The sequence below is a fragment of the Pseudomonas sp. GW821-FHT10B02 genome (assembly GCF_059415665.1).
In genome coordinates this window covers 14,956-35,792 of the sequence record NZ_JBWKNR010000017.1, presented here as the reverse complement: position 1 = coordinate 35,792, position 20,837 = coordinate 14,956, and the positions used below count along the sequence as shown (strand labels likewise).

Here is a 20,837-nt window from a genome sequence, read left to right as displayed (position 1 = left end):
AGGGGTTACTCCTGTTCGCCGGATTCGGTGCTGGTCACGACCGGGTTGCGCGGGGTGAAACTGGCCAGCAGGTTGTCCCAGTCCTGGTTCTGCTGGGGGCTGAAGTCTGCTTGCGCGGTGGTGGAGAAAATCAAGGCGCGTTCAGGTGTCAGCAGGAACGCCGCCTGACGCTGGTACAGCGGCCGTCCCTGGTTCATGTAGTAGGCGTCGATCTGCAGCCCCTCGATAGGGGCGCTGCTCGAGAGGCTGATCTGCTTGCTCCCCATCCGGGTATAGCCACGCAACTTCGACGTGAGCATTTTCACCTGCCGGTCGACATACGCCTGCAACTGCTCGCCGGGCAGTAGTGTGTCGCGCGAGATGGTGATGCTCAACGGCGCGGGAATACTGGCCCCGAGCACGAACATGTTGACCGTGCGATCCTCAAAACCTTGTGGCAGCGCGATGCCACCTTCCTGCAGCTCATAGTCCATGCGATGAAAATTCCTGGTATCAAAAAAGGGTGTTACATCAGCGCAGCGCAAGGCCGTCGAGCAGGCGATCGAACTCCGTCAGCCACAGGCTCAGCCCGGGTCTGGTCGGATCGATCACGCATGAAATATCCAGCCATTGCACGGCGTCTCGGCCTTCGACAGGCACAAGTGCCCCCACCAGGCGACCGTGCCGAGGCTCATGGCCTGCGCTGAAATGAAAATCCACGGCCTTGGCCGCACTCCCGGCAATACGGCAGTCACGCTGACGGATCACCCGCATCTGCGGGTTGCGTTCGTGAAGGGTCCGGGTTGCTGTCGCGAACAACTGCTCGAGCGTTTGCCCGGGATGCACATCGCGCCGGCGGATCGTCAAGGTCACCGGCTCACCGTCATGTTCGAGGGTGGTGTGGATATCGCGAAAGCGAAAACCGGCCGGGAACATCAGGTTGAAGCCGGCAAATGTGAAGCTGCTGGTGACGTCCTGTAACGCAACAGGCTCGGGTTCCGGCTCAGGCTGTGGTTCAACCTGGCTGGCAGCCTCGGCCAATGCTGCAACGCGCGCAGCTTCTTCCTGCGCTATACGCTTGGCGGAAATGCGGTCGTAGATCGACGGTCTGCTCATCGCCCGCGGCCTCAGTCGTTGATCCGGACTGTAGCGCCGGTGATCGTGGTGGTTTCGCTACTGGTGGTAGTGATGACCTTGCCCTTGATCTCGATGCCCTCCGGGGTGAGCGTGATGCTGCTCTGCCCTACCTGCAGGATGATGTGCTGCTGGGCGCTGACCTGGATGAACTGGTTGTCCACCTGCAAGGTGTACGAACCCTCCTGGATCTGCACCACGGTGTCTTTCTTGACGATCTCGGTGTGAGTGCCACCTACGGTGATCCTGCGGTTGTTGCCGACATCATGGCTTTCATCGAGCTCGATCTCGGTGTCCATGTTGCGCTCGGCGTGCATGATGATCTGCTCGGCGCCGGCCTTGTCTTCGAAGCGGAAGAAGTTCGCGGTGCCGCCATCGCCTTTCATTGAGCGGGTGAGGAAGCCACTTTGGGTTTTGTTGGCCGGCAGCGACCACGGCGGGGTGTTCTGGCTGTTGTAGAGGCTGCCCATGATCAACGGGCGATCGGGGTTACCGTCGAGGAACACCACCACCACTTCGTCACCGACCCGCGGGATCTGGATACTGCCGAAGCCGCCACTGGCGCCGGCTTGGGCGACACGGACCCAGCAGGAGCTGTGGTCGTTGTATTTGCCGTTGCGGTCCCAGTGGAACTGGATCTTCACCCGGCCTAGATCGTCGGTGAAGATTTCTTCCCCGGGAGGGCCAACGATGATGGCGGTCTGCGGCCCGGAAATGGTCGGTCGCGGGGTGGTCAGTTGCGGGCGGAAAGGGATCTTCTTGCGCACGCACGAGAAGGTGTTGAAGTAGCTGGCCTGCTGGCCGCTGAGGTAGTTGTTGTGGCCTTCGCTTTCCACCTTCATCAGTAGAAACTGGCGGTCTTCGATACTGCCTTGTTCGTGAGCGTAGTGCTGGAGCAATTCGAAGGTATAGCCAGGCTTCATGGCCCGGCAGTTGCTGGCCCCCTCGAACTTCTTGCCACGCAGTTCCAGCGCCTCGATGCGCAAGCGAAGCAGCGTTTCGCCCTCGTCGTACGTGCCGTGGGTATATTGGCCAGGGAAGTCGTAAATCTCGAAGGGTTCGACATCGCCCTGCTTGTTCAGGCTGTTCATCGCCACCGGCAGGCGGTTGCCCGGCTGACGGTAGTCGAAAGTCTGGGTAGCCATCTTGCCCGACTGCAGCTGGCGGTTACCGCTCCATTGGGTGATGGAGTCGGAGGTCTCGGTGACCGAAGCACTGTGGAAGCGTATCTGCGGCTGTTCGGGGAGTGCGACGAGGGTGCTGGAATCGTCGCAGATGATCATGGTGTGACCTTCGGCGGTGTGCTCGAAGTAGTAGAACATGCCCTCTTCTTCCAGCAGGCGCTGGACGAAGTTGAAGTCGGTTTCACGGTACTGGGTGATGTAGGTGTAGCGCTTTTGCGGGCGGGTCAGGCGAAACTCGTGACGGGAAAATGCCGGGCACAAGGCGAACACTTCAGTGACGACTTCCTCGACCGTATTACCCTGGAAGATCCGTGTATCGAAGCGGTTCTTGAGCATCGAAAACCAGGGATTAAGCGTCGCGGTGTAGCGCGCCATGCCACCGTCACTGCCAATGCTGGCGAAGCGCGTGAGGTAGCCGGTGAGATAGCGCGGACCGCCTTCGGCCAGTTCGATCTCGATGCTTACCTGCTGGCCCATCATCGACTTGAGCGGCACGCCGGACTCTTCGCACACCAACAACAGCTCGTAGTTGAAGGCCTGCGACAGGCCTTCCACACCCTTGAAGGTTTCGAGCAGTAATTGCTGTTCGGGGTTGGCCAGGTTGTGGAACTTGAACAATCGGCGATTCTGCGGGGCAAGCAGCGCGGCCAGATCCATGATCATGTGTTTCTCCTTGAAAGCACGGCCAGCACGCTACCGCTATGCTCAGCAACAACTCTGTTCGTGTCGGGCGCTTATCTTGCTCGCGATACGCGCGCGAACCCCGTCGGTCCATGCGACTGCGAGGCAGTGAAAAAGTGCCTTGGGACGTTGCCGGAAACGCGACTTGCATCACACTTTTGAACGGCAAAACGGCCAAAATGGATCCAAAGGAGACACCGGGAGAATATGCCCTGTCAACTATGTCAATTAGCCAGCATTTACCGCATTTCGCAGGGCTTTCGATTTTGTTGCACCTTGCGCAGCACCTGAGAAAAATGTGCAGCGCGTTGGCGTGTTTCACGTTTCAAGCATTTTTTCCATGCCAACTTTACAGGCCATTGTTGGCCTTGAAAGCAGCGCAACGCCTGACCCGAGCGGAGTTTCGATACACAGAAAAATGCCATTAGTATCTTTTTGACATCATTGCCGATGTACGGCGTTAAGAAGAAAAATGGGATCCATGTCGAAATTTTTGTGAGCGAGCGCAGGTCTGACTTCGGTAACCAGTCTCCTGCGCCGGGCGCTCGACAGGCTCGGCAAGCGCTACCTTCATCCAGGGACTGTGATGCGAAAATGGACCTTCTAGCCAACATCCCCAGTTGGGGCGATATCGAACGAAACCTCGATCAGAAATTCAGTGAACTGAACCAGAGCGTCAACGAAGGCCTGCAGAGCGCCAACGACAGCTGGGACGGTTTCACCCGACGCGTCAGCAATGGCGCAGGCCAGGCCTACGGTTACATGGGCGGACAGCGGATCGACAACGTCCTCCTGGCAATGAACCTCTCCTACCCGATCATCCAGAGCAACCTCAAGCACAAGTGGGCCTCGATCAACATCGAGCAGATCCTTCCGGTGCTGCTGCAACTGGTCAAAGAGGTGACGATGATTCTCGGCGGCAGCGTTGCCATCGGAACCGTTGCCGGCGGTGCGGCAGGTGCCTTCGCCTTTGGCGTCGGTGCTGCGCCTGGAGCGGTTGCTGGAGCGGGCATCGGCTTGCAGGTCGGCAACCTGATTCTTATGGGCCTGGGCTTGTCGGCCATCGCCGAATATTTCTACCAGGGCCTACCCTCTTGCCTGTCGACGTTGCAGGAAGGATTGGCCACCGCCTGGTACGCCGAGGACGGCCTCAAACCCGTCGGACTGGACCCCAGCGGCGGCTCATCGGCACAGGCCCAGGAACGCACCGAACGCGCGGCACGGCAACTGGCCCGGGGCCAGGAGCAACTGGTGCTGCTGCTGCTGACCGCCATCGTCACCTACCTCACCCGCGGGCAGATGAAAGCGGGCGTGATGAACAGCATGGAAAGCATTGCCACACGCAGCGCCAAGCTACAGGCGGAGATATCCAACAAGCAATTGGCGGCGTGGCTGGCGAAGAACGAGCAGAAGTTGCTTGCTCAGCCGGAGTTGCGCACCAGCAACCCGATACGATTGACCAAGGCAGAGGAAGCCTTGATTGAACTGCCACCTCAAAAGTCAGCGACTCTCCAGAAAGTTTTGGAGCCAGTCCGACACAAATTAGGAAGAGTGACAGGTACCTATTCTGCCATCGAGCCAGGTCCACTTGACCCAAGGTTGGCAGAAACTTTTGCTGGGGGCCGATATACTGCTGTCATTCTTGACCAGGACACTGTTCTCACCAGAGCTGGAGTGGAAGGTCAGCCATTAGGGCAGTTTTTCAGTTTGGAATCCCCTGCTGGCGTCTTGCAAACCCGAATCGACAAAGCCGTATTGCCAATTTGGCCAGGCGGAGGAAAGTCTCCAATTGATACTGCTTTCAAAGTTAAAATCCCAGCAGGCACTGAAGTCTATATAGGAGAGGTTGGCTCGCAAGGAGGATTCTATATAGGTGGCACCGAGCAAATAGTTGTCGTAAAACCATGGACCATTGATGGTGTGCAAATAATTGGATCGAACCCTCTAAAATGATAAACACTGCTGAACTCACCGCAATCATGTTACGAATTTCCGAGCTGCTTCGCCTCGGCGACCGGCTGGATTGGGCGGCACTGCTAGATGAATACCGCGCAGAACTACCGCACAACACAACTGATACTTTATCAAAAATCTCACTTCTCTTTGGAGGCATGGGCTCAATCAATGACATTGTCCTTTATAATAACGGACAACCCATGATCAAGGAAAACAATGAGTTAGATCAATTACTCAGCAAGCTACATGATCGATGCAGAAACCATTGAGTTTCACGCTCTGTAAGCATTTCAGTGGAAATCAACTGGAGGAAAGTTCGCAGACAAGACTGCTCTAGGCAAGTCGGCCTTATTCTCATCCGAACGGCACGTTACGACGTTGCGCCGACTCAATCAACGGATGGATTCAGAGTGCCAGTGCGAGCACATGCTGGCCTGCGCAGCCTTTTCGGGGAATGAAATGATTGATCTAAGAAATTCAAACGAAGCCTTGTCAAAGTACGTAGAGCAATACGACCACTTACTCCCGCTCCCGTCCCCACAACTACAGCAACGCATGGATTATACCCTGCGGCCCGACGCCCCCAGGCTGCCCTATAGCAAACCTGCGTGGCTTTCCGCGAGAACGTGCACGCTGTCGGACGACCAGGCACTGGACCGAGCGCAAGGTGCGTTGCTAGGCCTGGCGATAGGTGATGCCGTGGGTACTACCCTCGAGTTTCTGCCTCGTGATCGAGCACAGGTGAGCGACATGGTTGGCGGCGGCCCCTTCAAGCTGGCCCCGGGACAATGGACTGACGACACCAGCATGGCGCTCTGCCTGGCGGATACCTATCTGGCCAAGGAAACGTTTGACTTTACAACCTATTCCGATGCGCTGGTGCGCTGGTACAGGCGTGGAGAAAACAGTGCCAATGGCAGGTGCTTCGACATTGGTAATGCCACCCGCAACGCACTGGAAGGCTGGGAAACGCAAGGTCTCACCTGGCAAGGCAACTATGCTCCGTCAACGGCAGGCAATGGCTCGATCATAAGGCTTGCCCCGACCGCAATATTTCGTCGGCACTCGCTATCTGCAACGTGGCGAGAAAGCGCTACACAAAGCCGAATCACACACAGTGCTGAAGAAGCCATCAACTGTTGCCAGCTTCTTGCTGCACAACTGCACTTGGCTCTCAATGGCGCTGACAAAGATGAAGCCCTGTCAGCCATGGTACGGGCACTCCTCCCACGACCACTGATCATCAACGCCGGCGAATACAAACAGAAGACCCGTGATCAGATCCGCTCTTCCGGCTACGTCATCGACACACTGGAAGCAGCGCTTTGGGCCGTCTGGAATACCGACAACTTTAAAGATGCGATTTTGTTAGCTGCCAACCTTGCGGATGACGCTGACAGTGTTGCAGCGACAGCGGGCCAAATTGCAGGCGCACTGTATGGCGTTTCAGGAATGCCACAGGACTGGGTCAGAAAGGTCGCTTGGTCGGAACATATTCAAGAACTGGCGCGGAAACTGTTCGAACGCGCACCGCTTCATGATGAGATGGATGATCTTATCTATGGGAGTCGCTGAGACACACGCTTCAAGTTCAGCCAAGGTCGTGCATGAACATTGAATCACTGAAAGAAAAATCGCTGAAACTACGGGCCTCCATTGACGTGCTGAGAACCAGGGGCCCCGTGGTCATGAACTCAGCTTCGCACTGGAGCCCCTGATCAGCGCTGCTGAACGCGGCCAGATGCGCACACCCATGCAGTGGTGCGATATTCCTGGTCACTACCTCTTCATCGAACCAACCTCTTCAGCGAAGAAGACCTTCAGCGACGGAGATATTTTTGATGGACAACTCAACCAGGCTAGATGCCATTGGCATTGAAACCATGCACTCCGGAAGGCTTTGCCTCAACCTGACATCATGCGTCGACTGGGGTGACTTTCCAGCTTACGCAGCAACCATTATTGGCTTGCTAAATGGAAAGATTGTAAAAAGTCAGATTCAGTGGACATTCGCGTTTGGGAAATTCTCATAGACAATGAAAAATTCTTTCTCGCGCATGATGACTTCTCGACAATGATTTCGCTGAAATCAACAAGTCTCCAAGGCGACCAATTAGTCACTCAGTACAAAAGCAAATTCAATCAATACTGGCTCAAAAAATTTGAATTCACTGACTGAAATATCCGCAACGAAACTCAGGCTACTTGCCCTGGTGTTTATACCCGGCATGCTGCTTATCGGGGTATTTTCTCTTTACTGGCTCTGGACCAATGTTCTCCCTATTTACGGACGTCTCTACCGTGACGCACCTGTCATAGAGGTGCCCTACTTGGCGTTTGGCCTGCTCATGGCACCACCGGCCGTTCTTATTGCAGTCGTAGGGGCATCCATCGCAGCCTGGAACGGAAAAAAATTCGACCCCCCGCGCTCATCGAAACTTTATCGCTTCCAAAACCTAATGTTCAGCTCATCTATAAAAATAATACTTTACATAGTGCCCGCACTAATAATAGCTACCACGCTGACACTACTAGCCAGAAACTATTCACCTTGCCCAAAACTACTAATATCAGGTTCTGCCTGGCAACTATTCTGGGTAAACGATGAGCGTGCCTGCTTCAAACCGAGCCGTTACATCAATGATAACTGGCCTTGCAAGATAATCGGTGACAAAGAAGTCTGCATCCAGGTGGACGGCCGGTAAGCCCCGAACAGAACTCCGTAGTACCTGTCAAAGTGCGCCAACTTCCCGGATAGGCGCCACCAGTCGATGTTATGTGTGAATTCAACTATTTTTGCAGGCTCAGCATGGAAAGAGGGCCCATTAACTCGGCACCCTTCTTTATAACTGATTTCTTGGCCGACCTTAACGGCGGGTTCTGACAGCAAAAATCCGGCCGAGCAAAGACGCCACGCGTCTCTCTCGGATCTCTTCGACATTCATGAAGGTGTAATGGCAGCGTTCGCGTGTTTCACGTTCTTTTAACTCTCTGAACGCGGCGATGTTGTTGCGATAATAGAAAATAACAAACAAGGAAAGAGCCACAACTGCAAGAACCAGCGCCACAGTAGATATATTATGGGATTTAACCATAGGATAGATCATGCTACTTAGCCCTGCCGCCAAACCACTTAGCATCACAGTACTTCCACGGCGCGGAGCGACTTCAGCCACTTCCACGCGCTGCCCCCGAACAACCAGATCATTATGTTGGCCGCACCATTGATAAACGGCCAGGTAGGCAACCACAGCGATAATCACTGGAATACAGCCGAACGCCACCGAGAGTAGAGGGCCTAGCTTCAACTCTTTGCTTGCGGTCATCAAAGCACAAACGAACCCTATTACTGGAGCAAGTCCAAGGATACTGAAAAGTCGAAAAGCCGCGAACCTCCCAAACCGCTCAGTGCGATAGGCGCAGTCGACACACCAATAGGTCAACCCCATACAAGCAATGACCGCAGGAACAGTTAACAGACCGGGCAGAAGAGCCGCAGCAAAAAAAGCAAACATAGTAAAAAAAAACCATGTCGCCAGTATTCTGGAAAAGAAACTTTCCGCCTCAGCCGCGAACATAAGTCAATCCTTGCCTGCCAAATAGTTATCAATGGAAGTCCCAAGCCGCGTAGCATTTTCACTTACAATTAGCTGAATAGCCACTCCCACCGCTAAATCATGAAAACAACCACAATAACTGCCATGTCGGCCGTACCAACCAGTAATCCATGAGCCAATTTTAAAAAGCTAAGCGGGCGTAGTGCAGGCAGCGGGAGTTCTACCGGCCTAATCGCGGGGCAAGCCCGCTCCTACAGTGCCATCATTCAGTCGCCCTTCTCTCCCGACCTTCCTGTTCATTTTCGAAAAAACCTTTCTCAAAAACGGACCTGGTTCACTTTTTCGAAAAAAATCCGCACTGCGGATTGGATCCAACAAACACCGCCTAACCCTCTGATTTTATTGGGTAAAACTTAATTCGAATACCAAAAGGCCACTATTTAGTAGCACTAAGACATCATTGCGGTACATCACAAAATCACGAAAAAATTGCCCGACTCTCAGGAACTTCTCCCCAAGAAGACTGCCCTACAGGACATTGCTGGCAACTCGATATTCAAGTGCCAGTACCACTCCCAGAATCGCACCAAAGTGCGTGGGAGATGTGATTCAGCTTCCCTGCGTACCGGTGTTACGGGACGAACAAGAAGGCTCAAGGACGATGCACCGATGACACAGACGTTTGATGTCGAAGCACTGATCAGGCTGCGTAGCCAGACCCGGGTGATTTCCGATGCGCTGAAGGCGCAGGCGTCGGACTATCTCTCGACCCTGGCCCTGCTGATCCGTCCGCAAACGCTGTTCGGTGAATACCTGCAGGGCGCGCAACGCAGCAGCGGCCGCGAAACCCAGCACCACTTCAAGGAGCTCATCGAGCTCTACGAGCGCATCGGCTCGGCCTCCCCTTTCCAGCTGGTCAGCGAGCTGGAAGTCCCGCTCAACCTGATCAGCACCACCCCCGAACTGTTCCCGCTGGAATACGACAAGGTGCTCGCACAAAGCGGTCAGAGCATCCGTATCACCAGCCCGGTGCGCTGGGTCGTGGGCTTCAGCTCGTTCGACCTCGCACAGTTTCGCAGCGTGATCAAAGACCCCAATCGCAGCAGCGCCGAGTTGTACCGTTTCGTGGTGCATTACCTGGTGTTGTTCTACTGCCTGAGCAAGTCGCCCGGCTTGAGCCGCCTGTTCGAAGGCCTGCGCTTTGCCCTGAGTTTCGAACGCCTCAAGGGCTTTGGCGACTTGCCGTTCTGCATCATCAGCTCGCCGGTACGCTCGGAACTGCCCGATGAATCCGTCATCCGCAGCAGCACGCAGATTGCCGGCAACACCAGCTTCGAAGAGCTGGTCAGCCGCGACAACATCTTGGAAATGAATGATGAAATCCGTCAGCGCCTGCTGCTGACGATCGAAGGACTGTAACCCGCGGTCAAGCATAAAGACCGCTACGCAAACGATTTGCAGCGCATTGCTCGCACAGGAGATCACGATGGCGAAGAAGGAAAGTACCCAGCACAAACTCGACCGCGTCCGCGCGCCTCGGGTCCATATCACCTATGACGTCGATATCGGCGATGCTCAGGAAAAGAAAGAGCTGCCGTTTGTCGTCGGTGTGCTGGGCGATTTCTCCGGCAACCCGCTGGAGCCTTTGCCCAAGCTCAAGGACCGCAAGTTCGTGTTCATCGACCGCGACAATTTCAACGGCGTGCTCAAGGGCATCAAGCCACGCCTGACCTACCGCGTCGATAACACCCTGGCCAAGAACGGTACCCAGCTGGGGGTCGAGCTGAACTTCAACAGCCTCGAAGACTTCGAGCCGCAGAACGTGGTCAAGCAGGTCGAGCCGCTGCGCAAGTTGCTGGAGGTGCGCAACAAGCTGGCAGACCTGCGCAACAAGATGGGCGGCAACGACAAGCTCGAAGAGCTGCTGATGGACGTGTTGCAGAACACCGAGAAGCTCAAAACCCTGGGCAAGGAATTCGGTCGCGACGCCGAAGTTCCCGCCACTGATCGCAACGCGTAAGCAGGAGCCTGACGATGACCGACAAGCAAGCCGTGCCGCAACAGGCCAGCGATCTGGTGGAAGTGGAAGCCTTCGCCCCGCAATCCTCGCTGCTCGACAGCATCATCTCGCAAAGCCGCGTGGCCCGCTCCGAGACCGAGCGCACCCGCACCCGCGACCTGATCGGCGAGCTGGTGGGCCAGGTGCTGGAAGGCGAAATGACGCCGAGCAAAGACCTGATCGCAGTGCTCGATGCGCGTATCGCCGAGATCGACGCGATGCTCTCCGAGCAGATGAACGAAATCATGCATGCCCGTGAGTTCCAGCAGCTGGAAGCCTCCTGGCGTGGCCTGAAGTACCAGGTCGACCAGACCGAGACCAGCACCACGCTGAAGATCCACCTGCTCAACGCCTCGAAGAAGGACCTGGTGCGCGACCTCAAGGCCGCCTCCGAATTCGACCAGAGCGCGCTGTTCAAGAAGATCTACGAAGAAGAGTACGGCACCTTCGGTGGTGCGCCGTTCGGCATGTTGCTGGGGGACTACGAGTTCAACCGCAACCCGGAAGACATGTACCTGCTCGAAGAGATTTCCCACGTCGCTGCTGCCGCCCACGCGCCGTTCATTTCGGCCGCTTCGCCTGAGCTGTTCGGCTGGGACTCGTTCACCGACATGGCCGGCCCGCGTGACCTGGCGAAGATCTTCGACACTGTCGAATACGCCAAGTGGAAGTCGTTCCGCGCCTCCGAAGACTCGCGCTATGTCGGCCTGACCCTGCCGCACGTGCTCGGCCGTCTGCCCTACGGCCCGGATACCACCCCGGTGGAAGAATTCAACTTCGTTGAAAGCGTCGATGGCCGCGATCACAACAAGTACCTGTGGATGAACGCCGCCTATGCGCTGGGCACCCGGGTCACCGATGCGTTCTCGCGCTACGGCTGGTGTGTGGCGATCCGCGGTGTCGAAGGTGGCGGTCTGGTCGAAGGCCTGCCGACCCATACCTTCAAGACTGACGACGGTGAAATCGCCCTCAAGTGCCCTACCGAGATCGCCATCACCGACCGCCGCGAAAAAGAGCTTTCGGATCTGGGCTTCATTCCGCTGGTGCACTGCAAAGGCACCGACTACGCAGCGTTTTTCGGTACCCAGTCGACGCAGAAGCAGAAGCAGTACAACACCGACATCGCCAATGCCAACGCACGCCTGTCGGCGCAGCTGCAGTACATCTTCGCCACCTCGCGCATCGCCCACTACATGAAGGCGATCATGCGCGACAAGATCGGCAGCTTCGCCTCGCGCAAGGACGTCGAACTGTTCCTCAACAAGTGGCTGGCCAGCTATGTGTTGCTCGATGACACCGCCAGCCAGGAAGCCAAGGCCAAGTTCCCGCTGCGCGAAGCGCGCGCCGAGGTCTTCGAGGTGCCGGGCAAGCCAGGTGTTTACAAGGCTGTGACTTACCTGCGTCCGCACTATCAACTGGATGAGCTGACCGCTTCGTTGCGGCTGGTCGCCGAACTGCCGCAATCGACCCGCGGCTGACCGACGACTGTTTTCAAGGATGGAAAACATGAGTAACCCACACCGGCTGTTGCCTTCGCTGCTGGACCGATTGCTGGACGACCGTCCGTATCAATCGGTGGAAGCGTCTGCGCAGCGCTCATGTTCGCTCGCCGACTACAAGGCCAGCATCGTTCGTGACCTGGAGATCCTGGTGAACACTCGCCAGTCCCTGGTCGCCAACGAGCTGGAGGGGTTCACCCACCTGCACGGCACCATCCTTGACTACGGCATGCCCGATTTCATCAGCAAGAGCGTGCTCGACCCGCAGGATCGCGCGTTGATCCAGCGCCAGCTGGAGAAGGCCATTACCACTGGCGACCGGCGCTTTCGCAGCGTCCGGGTGCAGTTGCTCGCCCAGCAAGCCGGCCATCGCATGTTGACCTTTCGGGTAGACGCCGTGCTGCGTCTGCAGGACATCAGCCGCCACGTCTCGTTTGACGCGGTGCTGCAGGTCAACACCCAGGAATACAAAGTGCAGAACCTCAACTGATGCTCGACGATCTGCTGCCCTATTACGAAAAGGAACTGTCGCACCTGCGCTTTCTCGGCCAGGAGTTTGCTGCGCAGTATCCGAAGATCGCCTCGCGCTTGCTGATCGAGGGGGACAACTGCGAGGACCCGCATACCGAACGGCTGATCGAGGCTTTTTCGTTCCTCGCTGCACGGGTGCACAAGAAACTCGATGACGAGTTTCCCGAGATTGTCGAATCGTTTCTGGAAGTGCTCTATCCGCATTACCTGCGCCCTACTCCGTCGATGTCGATCGTCGAGTTCAACCTGGGCAAGCAGGAAAAGGTCACCGAAGCCTATCGCGTGGCGCGCCACACCGAACTGCATGCCAACCCGGTGGAGGGCGTGGTGTGCAAGTTTCGCACCTGCTATCCGGTGGAAGTCTGGCCGGTGTCGGTGCAACAGGCCGCTTTCGTCGAGATGGAACGCTCGGCCTTCAACGGCCACAGCGCCGACCTGGTCGCACGCCTGCGTATCCGCCTGGCAGCCACCTCGGACGTGATGTTCGGCAAGATGGAGCTCGACAGCCTGCGCTTTTTCCTCGACGGCGAAAGCACCCTGATGCTGCAGCTGTACGAGTTGCTGTTCAACAACCTGGCCAAGGCCACCCTGAGTTTCGAAGACCAGGGCCGCCACCGCGAAGTCGCCTTGCCGGCAGACGCGCTGAAAGCCGTGGGTTATGCCCGAGACGAAGGTCTGGTGGACTACTCCGAACGCTCATTCCTCGGTTATCGCCTGCTGCACGAGTACTTCACCTTCCCCGACAAGTTCATGTTCTTCGACCTGTCGGGCTTCTCGCGCATTCTCCAGGGCAAGGACCTTGAGCACGTAGAGATCAACTTCTACTTCGCCGACTACGACCTGAGCGAACGCCTGGCGCGGCTGACGCAGAACATCGGGCGCAACAACTTCAAGCTCAACTGCACGCCGATCATCAATCTGTTCCGCCAGCAGGCGGAGCCGATCAAGTTGTCGCACACCCAGCACGAGTATGCGGTAACGCCGGATATCCGCCTGCACAACGCTGCCGAGGTGGTGTCGATCGACCGCGTGCGCCGGGTCCGCAAGCTCGGCGGCATCGATCAGGTCGGCACCTGCCATCCGTTCTTCGAACCGCGCGAGGACCAGGGCCAGGACAACAGCTTCTGGATCGCCCGCCGCCACGCCCAGCGCGAAGGCTCGAACATGCTGATCCGTGTGGTCGATCGCGACCTTGAGTTGATCGACGGCAACAGCGACACCTTGAGCATCAGCCTGACCTGCAGCAACCGTGATGTGCCGCTGATGCTGCCTTTCGGCGGCGAACGCGGCGACTTCAATATGCCCGCCAACTCGGTCATCCAGGACATCCGCTGCCTGCGCAAACCCACCGCCTCGGTGCGCGTACCGCTGGGCAACGGCCTGATCTGGCGGCTGATCTCGCACCTGTCGCTCAACCATATGTCGCTGGTGTCGCAGGGGCGCGAAGTGCTGCTGGAGCTGCTGTCGCTCTACAACTACCGCAACGTTTCGGCCATTCGCAAACAGATCAACGGTATCAAAGCCGTCAGCAGCGAGCCGGTAGTGGCGCGCATCGGCCACCCGCGGCCGAACTTCGTGCGCGGCGTGGGTATCACCCTGACCTTCGATGAAAGCCAGTACACCGGTAGCGGCGTGTTCCTGTTCGGCATGGTGCTGGACCATTTCTTTGGCCAGTACTGCTCGATGAACAGCTTCACCCAATTAACCCTACGCACCTTGCAACGTGAGAAGAGAGTCGTCCAATGGCCCGCACGAACCGGCGATCAGCCCCTGGTCTGATTGATCAGGCAAGGGCCGAGCCGCACCGATTCGAATTCTTTCAGTTGGTGCGATTGCTCCGCCTGCATTACAGCAGAACCGGGCGCATGGACCTGGCTACCCGACCGCACGAGGACCCGCTGCGGTTTCGCTCGCAGCTGTCGCTGAATTTTCCCGCCAGCGAGGTCAGCGACCTGCACTTCGAACGCGAAGGCAAGGTGTCGGCCACCGGTCTGCCGCTGTCGGAAGTCCAGGTCACGTTCATGGGGCTGGTGGGCCCTTCCGGGGTCTTGCCGCGCCCGTACACCGAGCTGTTGCTGGAGCGGCACATTCAGTACCGCGACGACGCCGCCCATGCGTTTCTCGACATCTTTTCCCATCGCATGACCACGCTGTTCTACGAGGCCTGGCAGAAGTACAAGTTCTACATCGAGCACGAGCGCAACGGCACCTCGGGCTTTGATCGCTACCTGCTCAACCTGGTGGGCCTGGGGCCGCAGGCACAGCAGCAGAAGTTCGAGCGCCGCGAATCGCCGTTGCGCCGCGAGCTGTTCAGTTACTTTTCCGGCCTGTTCAGCCAGAAGCCACGCAATGCGCTGAACCTGGAAGTGATGCTCGGCTTCTACTTTTCGCTGCCCGTGAAGGTCAAGCCGTTTGCCGGTCGCTGGCTGAAGCTCGACGCCACGCAATGCACGCAGTTAGGCCGCAAGAACGCCCGCCTGGGGCAAAGCGCGGTGGCCGGGAACCGGGTCTGGGACTACCAGTCGTGCGTGCGTATCGAGCTGGGGCCACTGGCGCTGGCCGATTATCAACGCTTCCAGCCGGGCACCGCGGACTACCGCCGGCTGGTCGAGCTGGTGCGCTTTTATGTCGGGGCCGAGCTGGATTTCCACATCGCCCCGCAACTCAAGTCCGACGCCGTTCCGCTGGCCCGCCTGGGCCGTGGCGGCAATGTTCGCCTGGGCTGGCTGGGCTGGCTCAAACGCCCAGGTGCCGACGTCGAGCCTTCGCGTTGCGCCGTTTTCCAAATTCCTTTTGATGGGGTCGCCCTGTGAACCTGAAGTCTCTGTTCGCCAAGCTGAATGAAACCAGCCGCACGGCCACTGAAAGCGCGGCGGCCCTGTGCCTGTCGGAGCAGCATTACGACGTCGAGATCGAGCACCTGCTGTTGCAACTGCTCGACAGCAACGACAACGACCTGCCGGCCATCCTGCGCCACTACGATGTGGTTGCCGAGCGCTTGCAGGCGCAACTGGTGACGGCGCTGGGCACCTTCAAGAAGGGCAATACCCGCACACCGGCACTGTCGCCACACATCACCCGGATGATCGAACAGGCCTGGATGCTGGCCTCGATCGAATTTGGCCAAGGGCAGATCCGCACCGGCCACCTGCTGCAGGCCCTGCTCAATGACGCCGAGCTGCGCCGGGTGGTGATCGACTCGGCACCGGAGCTGGACAAAATCAACGCCGACCACCTGCGGCTCAACTTCGCCGCGCTGGTCGAAGGCAGTGCCGAGTCGAAACTGGCCAGCCCTCTCGCCAGCCCGGCCACGCCTGTCGCTGCTGCCGGCAAAGCCAACGGCAAGACCCCGGCACTGGACCAGTACACCATCAACCTGACCCAGAGCGCCCGCGAAGGCCGCATCGATCCGGTGCTGGGCCGCGAGTTCGAGGTACGGCAGATGGTCGACATCCTCACCCGCCGCCGCCAGAACAACCCGATCCTCACCGGTGAAGCCGGGGTCGGCAAAACCGCTGTGGTCGAAGGCCTGGCCCTGCGTATCGCGCAAGGTGACGTGCCGGCAGTGCTCAAGGATGTCGCCTTGCACACCCTGGACCTGGGCCTGCTGCAGGCCGGTGCGGGGGTCAAGGGCGAGTTCGAGAACCGCTTGAAGGCGGTGATCGAAGAGGTCAAACGCAGCCTGCACCCGATCATCCTGTTCATTGACGAAGCGCACACCCTGATCGGTTCCGGCGGCCAGGCCGGGCAAAACGACGCCGCCAACCTGCTCAAACCCGCCCTGGCCCGCGGCGAGTTGCGCACTATCGCCGCAACCACCTGGGCCGAGTACAAAAAGTACTTTGAGAAGGACGCCGCCCTGGCGCGCCGCTTCCAGGTGGTGAAGGTCGAAGAGCCGGATGAAGACAAGGCGATCTACATGCTCCGTGGCCTGCTGGGCAAGATGCAGGAGCATCACAAGGTCGCGGTGATGGACGAAGCCTTGGTCCAGGCCGTGCGCCTGTCCAACCGTTACATCACCGGCCGCCAGTTGCCGGACAAGGCGGTCAGTGTGCTCGACACCGCCTGCGCGCGCATTGCCCTGGCGCAATCCTCGCAACCCGGAGCGCTGGAAGACTGCAAGCGCCAGATCGACAACCTGCAGGCGGAAATCAGCGTCCTGGCCCAGGAAACCACTAAAGGCCACGACCACGCACGGCGCCTGGCTGCACTGCAGGAAGCGCTGCAGGTCGAGCAGCAACAATGTCAGCGCCTGGAACAGCAATGGCAGCAGGAGCTGGAGCTGGTCGAGCGTCTGAAGGCCCTCGACGCCTCGACCGGCGAATCAGCCGATGCCAGCGATATCGCCGCGCTGCGCACCGAGTTGAGCCGCGTGCAAGGCGATCAACCGCTGGTCCATGCCCTGGTCGATGGCAGCGCCATTGCCCAGGTAATCAGTGGCTGGACCGGCATTCCGCTGGGCAAGATGCTGCGTGACGAGATCGACACCGTGCAACGCCTGCCGGCCCTGCTCGGTGAGCGGGTGCTGGGTCAGGACCACGCCCTCCACGAGATCGGCAAGCGCATCAAGATTTCCCGCGCGCGCATGGAAGACCCCAACAAACCCATCGGCGTGTTCCTCCTGCTCGGCCCCAGCGGCGTCGGCAAGACCGAAACCGCGCTGGCCCTGGCCGACACCCTGTATGGCGGCGAGCGCAACCTGATCACCATCAACATGTCCGAGTACCAGGAGGCCCACACCGTGTCGAGCCTCAAGGGCTCGCCACCCGGCTACGTCGGTTACGGCGAAGGCGGCGTGCTGACCGAAGCGGTGCGCCGCAAGCCTTACAGCGTGGTGTTGCTCGACGAGGTGGAAAAAGCCCACCCGGATGTGCTCGAACTGTTCTTCCAAGTGTTCGACAAGGGTGTGCTCGACGATGGCGAGGGGCGCGAGATCAACTTCCGCAACACGGTGATCATCCTCACCTCCAACACCGGCACCGAACGCATCATGCACGACTGCCTGAACACCGAGTGCCCGCCGACGCCCGACGCCATCGTCGAAGGGTTGCGCGAGGAGTTGAACCGGGTGTTCAAACCGGCATTCCTCGGGCGCCTGAGCATCGTCCCCTTCTACCCGGTGCAGGACGCGATCCTCGAGCGCATCGTCGCGCTCAAGCTGGAGCGCATCCGCAAGCGTTTCGAACGCAATCACCAGGCCGTGCTGAGCTACGACGACGCCCTGGTCAAGGCCATCGCTTCGCGCTGCACCGAAGTCGACAGCGGTGCGCGCAACATCGACAACATCCTGTCCAGGACCCTGATGCCGGAGCTCGCCCAGCGCGTGCTGGAGCGCATGGCCCAGGACAGTCCGATCGAGCGGCTGACGATCGAACTGGGCAGCGACGGCGACTTCGCCTATCGCCTGGCCTGAGCGAGTACCTACAGGTAAACACCATGGAATACAGACAAACAGGGAAGCCACTGGCAAGGCCGGTGCAGTTCAGGCACCTGACGGCAATGGCAATGGTGCTGGTGCTCGCCGGCTGTGGCGTCACCGACCGCATCGGCAAGCGCATGGACGACACCTGGGCCGCCGACATGCTCGCCGACAGCGAAAAGGTCATCCTCACCGCCGACGGCGGTAACCAGCTGAACCCCGACGCCAGCGGTACGCCGCTGTCGGTGGTGATGCGGGTCTACCAGTTGACCAGCCTCGAACGCTTCACCTCGACCGACGCCGATAGCCTCTGGGACGACCCGAAGAAAGCCCTGGGCAACACCCTGGTCGAAAGCCGCGAGATCACGCTGCTGCCGGGCATCGGCCAGATCGACCAGTGGCCGCTGAGCTCGAGCGCGCGCTACGTGGGCGTGGCGGCGTTCTTCCGGGTTGATGACAACGGCCGCTGGAAGGTCGCCTTCGACGCCAATTCGCTGCGCAAGGATGGCATCTGGTTCTCCTCCGACGGTTTGCGGGTGCTGGTGGATAAAACCGATATCACCGCCTTGCGCGGCGTCGATGTCCTCAACAAGCCGCCCTCCGCCGAACAGCTGGCCGCCGCCCGCCAGCAGGCCGCTGAGCCTGCGCAGAACAGCATCACCGACAAGGTTGAGGATGCCGTGCTGGAGAAGGCCGGGAACGTTGCCGGCCAGTCGGCGCAAAAAGCCATGGATTCAACCTTCAACTCTTTATTGGAAAGCGTCAAATGAGCAAGCAGAGCCGGGTGATGTGGTCAGAGGGCATGTTCCTGCTGCCTCAGCACTTCCAGTACCAGGATGAGTTCCACCAGCATCAGCTGGCTGAGGCGACGCTGCGCAGCACCCCGTTTCACTGGGGGGTACAAGCCTTGCAGGTGGACGAGGATGCCCTGGCTAACGGCTCCCTGCAGCTGAAGCGGCTGAAGCTGGTGTTCCCCGATGGCAGCCTGTTCGACGCGCCGCAGCACGACCCGCTACCCGCTGCCCGGGACCTCAAGGACCTGCTCAAAGGCAATGACCTGAAAGTCTACGCCGCGCTGAAACTGCCCGAGCCGTTTGGCCTGAACTACGTCGAGGACGGTCAGGAACACAAGAGCGCGCGGCGTTTTCGCAAGCAGTTCGACACCCTGCCAGACCTCAACGAAGGCGACCTGGAAAACGAAATCACCAGCCTGCGTCTGAACGTGGTGATGCTGGTCGATGGCGACAACCTCGATGGCTACAGCTATTGCCCGGTGGCCAGGCTGTCACGTAACAACATGGGCGGCTTCAACCTCGACCCGCACTTCGTTCACCCGACCCTGCACCTGGGCAGCCACGACACCCTGGTGGGCATGGGCAAGCGTCTGCTCGGCGCGCTGCACGCCAAGAGCAAGGCGCTGTCGGGGCGGCGCCGCGAACGTGCCGACCAGATCGCCGAGTTCGGCTCCAGCGATGTCACCCTGTTCTGGCTGCTGAACACCGTCAACCGCGCCTACCCGCAACTGGCCCACTTGCTGGCCCACCCGCGGCTGCACCCGGAACGCCTGTACCTGTTCCTCGCCGACCTTGCCGGCGGCCTGCTGACGTTCACCCTCGACACTCAGCTCAACGACATCCCCGAGTACGACCACCATGATCCGGCGGCGTCGCTGGTCAAGCTCGACGAGATGATCCGGGTGCTGCTCGACAACGTCGTGCCCAACCAGTGCGTCGTCATCCACCTGACGCAAACCAAGCCTTCGTACTGGCAGGGACAGTTGCTCGATCCGCGCCTGACCGAGGCCGACTTCTACATTTCGGTGCACGCCGACATGCCCGGCGCCAGCCTGCTGGAGCTGGTGCCGCGGGCCTTCAAGGTCGGCTCGCCGGAAGACATCGAAGTGGTGGTCAACAGCGCCATGCCCGGCGTCACCCTCAACCACTCGACGCGCCTGCCCAACGCCATACCGGTGCGCCTGGACAATCAGTACTTCGCCATCGAGCCCCATGGCCTGGTCTATGAGCGAATGATGAATGCCCAGACCATCTGTTTCTACGCGCCCAGCGCCTTTACCAACCTCAAGCTTGAACTGATGGCGGTGCTCAAATGACCGAAGCCGTAATCCAGGGCGCCGTGACGGCCGCCAACGACAAGCCGGGCCTCAAAGACCTGGTGCAAGACTTCATCAGCATGGCGCTGATCGTTCGCCGTGGCCGCCAGGTGACCTCGATCAATGCCTTCGAGAGCAGTGTCGAGCGCTTCTTCGCCGAGCTGGAGCGCGATGCCCGCGCGGCCAACTACAGCGTCGAGCAGGTCAAGGACACCCAATACGCCCTGTGCGCCTTCCTCGATGAAAGCGTACTGCGTTCCGGCGACAACGAACTGCGTCGGCACTTCGAGCTGCAGCCCCTGCAGTTCCGCTATTTCGGCGTGCACCTGGCCGGGCAAGGCTTCTTCGAGAAGATCGATACGCTGCGCGCCGACGTCAAGCACAACCTCGACGTGCTGGAGGTCTATCACCTGTGCCTGGCCCTGGGGTTCGAAGGCAAGTTCAGCCTCGGCCAGAAGGACCAGCTGCGCTACCTGGCCAATACCCTGGGCCAGGACATCGCCCGCTACCGCAAGCCGCCCAAAGCGCTGTCGCCGGACTGGGCGTTGCCCGACCAGGTGTCGCAAATGCTCCGCTACGAGGTGCCGGTGTGGGTGTACATGGCGTTGATCGCGCTGGTCTGCGTCGCTGTCTACCTGACGCTCGACTGGTTGCTGGACAAGGACGTTGCGGCACTGTCCGAACAAATCAGCCAGCTGTTCAGTGCCTGAGCACAGGTCAGGTAACCG

At 59.0% G+C, this 20,837-nt stretch carries 18 protein-coding genes; 14 read left to right on the top strand and 4 right to left on the bottom strand.

Annotation, left to right across the window (positions count from 1 at the left end; all coding sequences use genetic code 11):
• Positions 1-5: 5 nt before the first annotated feature.
• From AC07OF_RS23000 to AC07OF_RS22990, 3 genes are read right to left on the bottom strand one after another with little or no spacing between them, the layout of a single operon-like run.
• Complete coding sequence (locus AC07OF_RS23000; RefSeq protein ID WP_495073484.1) at positions 6-473, bottom strand: DcrB-related protein; 468 nt, start codon at positions 471-473, stop codon at positions 6-8.
• 37 nt (positions 474-510) lie between these two features.
• The gene (locus tag AC07OF_RS22995; protein ID WP_157192124.1) at positions 511-1,095 is read right to left on the bottom strand and encodes a hypothetical protein; all 585 of its coding nucleotides are present in this window, start codon (positions 1,093-1,095) and stop codon (positions 511-513) included.
• An 11-nt stretch (positions 1,096-1,106) separates the two neighbouring features.
• Positions 1,107-2,960, bottom strand: a complete 1,854-nt coding sequence (locus tag AC07OF_RS22990) for a type VI secretion system Vgr family protein (RefSeq protein WP_157192123.1) — start codon at positions 2,958-2,960, stop codon at positions 1,107-1,109.
• A 612-nt stretch (positions 2,961-3,572) separates the two neighbouring features.
• Between AC07OF_RS22990 and AC07OF_RS22985 the strand changes: the two genes are divergently transcribed.
• The 4 genes from AC07OF_RS22985 to AC07OF_RS22970 all read left to right on the top strand — a co-directional run bounded on the left by AC07OF_RS22985 (position 3,573) and on the right by AC07OF_RS22970 (position 7,639).
• Entirely contained in the window at positions 3,573-4,931 is a 1,359-nt protein-coding gene (locus AC07OF_RS22985) for a DUF6861 domain-containing protein (RefSeq protein ID WP_157192122.1), read from the top strand.
• The gene (locus AC07OF_RS22980) at positions 4,928-5,203 is read left to right on the top strand and encodes a DUF6966 domain-containing protein (RefSeq protein ID WP_157192121.1); all 276 of its coding nucleotides are present in this window, start codon (positions 4,928-4,930) and stop codon (positions 5,201-5,203) included. The genes AC07OF_RS22985 and AC07OF_RS22980 overlap by 4 nt, the downstream gene beginning before the upstream one ends.
• A gap of 190 nt (positions 5,204-5,393) precedes the next feature.
• Positions 5,394-6,509 (top strand): ADP-ribosylarginine hydrolase Tri1, encoded by a 1,116-nt coding sequence (tri1, locus tag AC07OF_RS22975; RefSeq protein ID WP_157194715.1) that lies wholly within the window; start codon positions 5,394-5,396, stop codon positions 6,507-6,509.
• A 653-nt stretch (positions 6,510-7,162) separates the two neighbouring features.
• On the top strand, positions 7,163-7,639 hold the full coding sequence (locus AC07OF_RS22970; RefSeq protein ID WP_232478260.1) for a hypothetical protein: 477 nt from the start codon (positions 7,163-7,165) through the stop codon (positions 7,637-7,639).
• A 162-nt stretch (positions 7,640-7,801) separates the two neighbouring features.
• On the opposite strand, the gene AC07OF_RS22965 is transcribed toward AC07OF_RS22970, so the two are convergent.
• Positions 7,802-8,512 (bottom strand): hypothetical protein, encoded by a 711-nt coding sequence (locus AC07OF_RS22965; RefSeq protein WP_157192120.1) that lies wholly within the window; start codon positions 8,510-8,512, stop codon positions 7,802-7,804.
• 648 nt (positions 8,513-9,160) lie between these two features.
• Between AC07OF_RS22965 and AC07OF_RS22960 the strand changes: the two genes are divergently transcribed.
• The 10 genes from AC07OF_RS22960 (at position 9,161) to icmH (ending at position 20,819) form a co-directional block, all read left to right on the top strand.
• Positions 9,161-9,910, top strand: coding sequence for a hypothetical protein (locus AC07OF_RS22960; protein WP_157192119.1), 750 nt, complete (start codon positions 9,161-9,163; stop codon positions 9,908-9,910).
• A gap of 67 nt (positions 9,911-9,977) precedes the next feature.
• The gene (tssB, locus tag AC07OF_RS22955) at positions 9,978-10,511 is read left to right on the top strand and encodes a type VI secretion system contractile sheath small subunit (RefSeq protein WP_157192118.1); all 534 of its coding nucleotides are present in this window, start codon (positions 9,978-9,980) and stop codon (positions 10,509-10,511) included.
• Between the two features lie 14 nt (positions 10,512-10,525).
• Positions 10,526-12,028, top strand: a complete 1,503-nt coding sequence (gene tssC / locus AC07OF_RS22950) for a type VI secretion system contractile sheath large subunit (protein ID WP_157192117.1) — start codon at positions 10,526-10,528, stop codon at positions 12,026-12,028.
• A 28-nt stretch (positions 12,029-12,056) separates the two neighbouring features.
• Positions 12,057-12,539 (top strand): type VI secretion system baseplate subunit TssE, encoded by a 483-nt coding sequence (gene tssE, locus AC07OF_RS22945; protein WP_157192116.1) that lies wholly within the window; start codon positions 12,057-12,059, stop codon positions 12,537-12,539.
• Positions 12,539-14,359 carry a type VI secretion system baseplate subunit TssF gene (gene tssF, locus AC07OF_RS22940; RefSeq protein ID WP_495073483.1) on the top strand — a complete coding sequence of 607 codons (1,821 nt, stop codon included), beginning with the start codon at positions 12,539-12,541 and terminating at the stop codon, positions 14,357-14,359. Before tssE ends, tssF begins: the two co-directional genes overlap by 1 nt.
• Positions 14,323-15,393, top strand: coding sequence for a type VI secretion system baseplate subunit TssG (gene tssG / locus AC07OF_RS22935; protein ID WP_461531247.1), 1,071 nt, complete (start codon positions 14,323-14,325; stop codon positions 15,391-15,393). Before tssF ends, tssG begins: the two co-directional genes overlap by 37 nt.
• Positions 15,390-17,993 carry a type VI secretion system ATPase TssH gene (gene tssH / locus AC07OF_RS22930; protein ID WP_495073482.1) on the top strand — a complete coding sequence of 868 codons (2,604 nt, stop codon included), beginning with the start codon at positions 15,390-15,392 and terminating at the stop codon, positions 17,991-17,993. Before tssG ends, tssH begins: the two co-directional genes overlap by 4 nt.
• A 23-nt stretch (positions 17,994-18,016) precedes the next feature.
• Positions 18,017-18,769 carry a type VI secretion system lipoprotein TssJ gene (tssJ, locus tag AC07OF_RS22925; protein WP_495073481.1) on the top strand — a complete coding sequence of 251 codons (753 nt, stop codon included), beginning with the start codon at positions 18,017-18,019 and terminating at the stop codon, positions 18,767-18,769.
• Complete coding sequence (gene tssK / locus AC07OF_RS22920) at positions 18,766-20,109, top strand: type VI secretion system baseplate subunit TssK (RefSeq protein WP_157192111.1); 1,344 nt, start codon at positions 18,766-18,768, stop codon at positions 20,107-20,109. The genes tssJ and tssK overlap by 4 nt, the downstream gene beginning before the upstream one ends.
• On the top strand, positions 20,106-20,819 hold the full coding sequence (gene icmH, locus AC07OF_RS22915) for a type IVB secretion system protein IcmH/DotU (protein ID WP_157192110.1): 714 nt from the start codon (positions 20,106-20,108) through the stop codon (positions 20,817-20,819). The genes tssK and icmH overlap by 4 nt, the downstream gene beginning before the upstream one ends.
• Positions 20,820-20,837 lie beyond the last annotated feature (18 nt).

Bases quoted from the DNA above. Each gene is read 5' to 3' on its own strand.
- tssF (WP_495073483.1), top strand. From the start codon at position 12,539: ATGCTCGACGATCTGCTGCCCTATTACGAAAAGGAACTGTCGCACCTG.
- AC07OF_RS22965 (WP_157192120.1), bottom strand. From the start codon at position 8,512: ATGTTCGCGGCTGAGGCGGAAAGTTTCTTTTCCAGAATACTGGCGACA.
- AC07OF_RS22990 (WP_157192123.1), bottom strand. From the start codon at position 2,960: ATGATCATGGATCTGGCCGCGCTGCTTGCCCCGCAGAATCGCCGATTG.
- tssG (WP_461531247.1), top strand. From the start codon at position 14,323: ATGGCCCGCACGAACCGGCGATCAGCCCCTGGTCTGATTGATCAGGCA.
- AC07OF_RS22980 (WP_157192121.1), top strand. From the start codon at position 4,928: ATGATAAACACTGCTGAACTCACCGCAATCATGTTACGAATTTCCGAG.
- tssK (WP_157192111.1), top strand. From the start codon at position 18,766: ATGAGCAAGCAGAGCCGGGTGATGTGGTCAGAGGGCATGTTCCTGCTG.
- AC07OF_RS22960 (WP_157192119.1), top strand. From the start codon at position 9,161: ATGACACAGACGTTTGATGTCGAAGCACTGATCAGGCTGCGTAGCCAG.
- AC07OF_RS22995 (WP_157192124.1), bottom strand. From the start codon at position 1,095: ATGAGCAGACCGTCGATCTACGACCGCATTTCCGCCAAGCGTATAGCG.
- AC07OF_RS22970 (WP_232478260.1), top strand. From the start codon at position 7,163: ATGCTGCTTATCGGGGTATTTTCTCTTTACTGGCTCTGGACCAATGTT.
- tssE (WP_157192116.1), top strand. From the start codon at position 12,057: ATGAGTAACCCACACCGGCTGTTGCCTTCGCTGCTGGACCGATTGCTG.
- tssJ (WP_495073481.1), top strand. From the start codon at position 18,017: ATGGAATACAGACAAACAGGGAAGCCACTGGCAAGGCCGGTGCAGTTC.
- tri1 (WP_157194715.1), top strand. From the start codon at position 5,394: ATGATTGATCTAAGAAATTCAAACGAAGCCTTGTCAAAGTACGTAGAG.
- AC07OF_RS23000 (WP_495073484.1), bottom strand. From the start codon at position 473: ATGGACTATGAGCTGCAGGAAGGTGGCATCGCGCTGCCACAAGGTTTT.
- tssB (WP_157192118.1), top strand. From the start codon at position 9,978: ATGGCGAAGAAGGAAAGTACCCAGCACAAACTCGACCGCGTCCGCGCG.
- AC07OF_RS22985 (WP_157192122.1), top strand. From the start codon at position 3,573: ATGGACCTTCTAGCCAACATCCCCAGTTGGGGCGATATCGAACGAAAC.
- icmH (WP_157192110.1), top strand. From the start codon at position 20,106: ATGACCGAAGCCGTAATCCAGGGCGCCGTGACGGCCGCCAACGACAAG.
- tssC (WP_157192117.1), top strand. From the start codon at position 10,526: ATGACCGACAAGCAAGCCGTGCCGCAACAGGCCAGCGATCTGGTGGAA.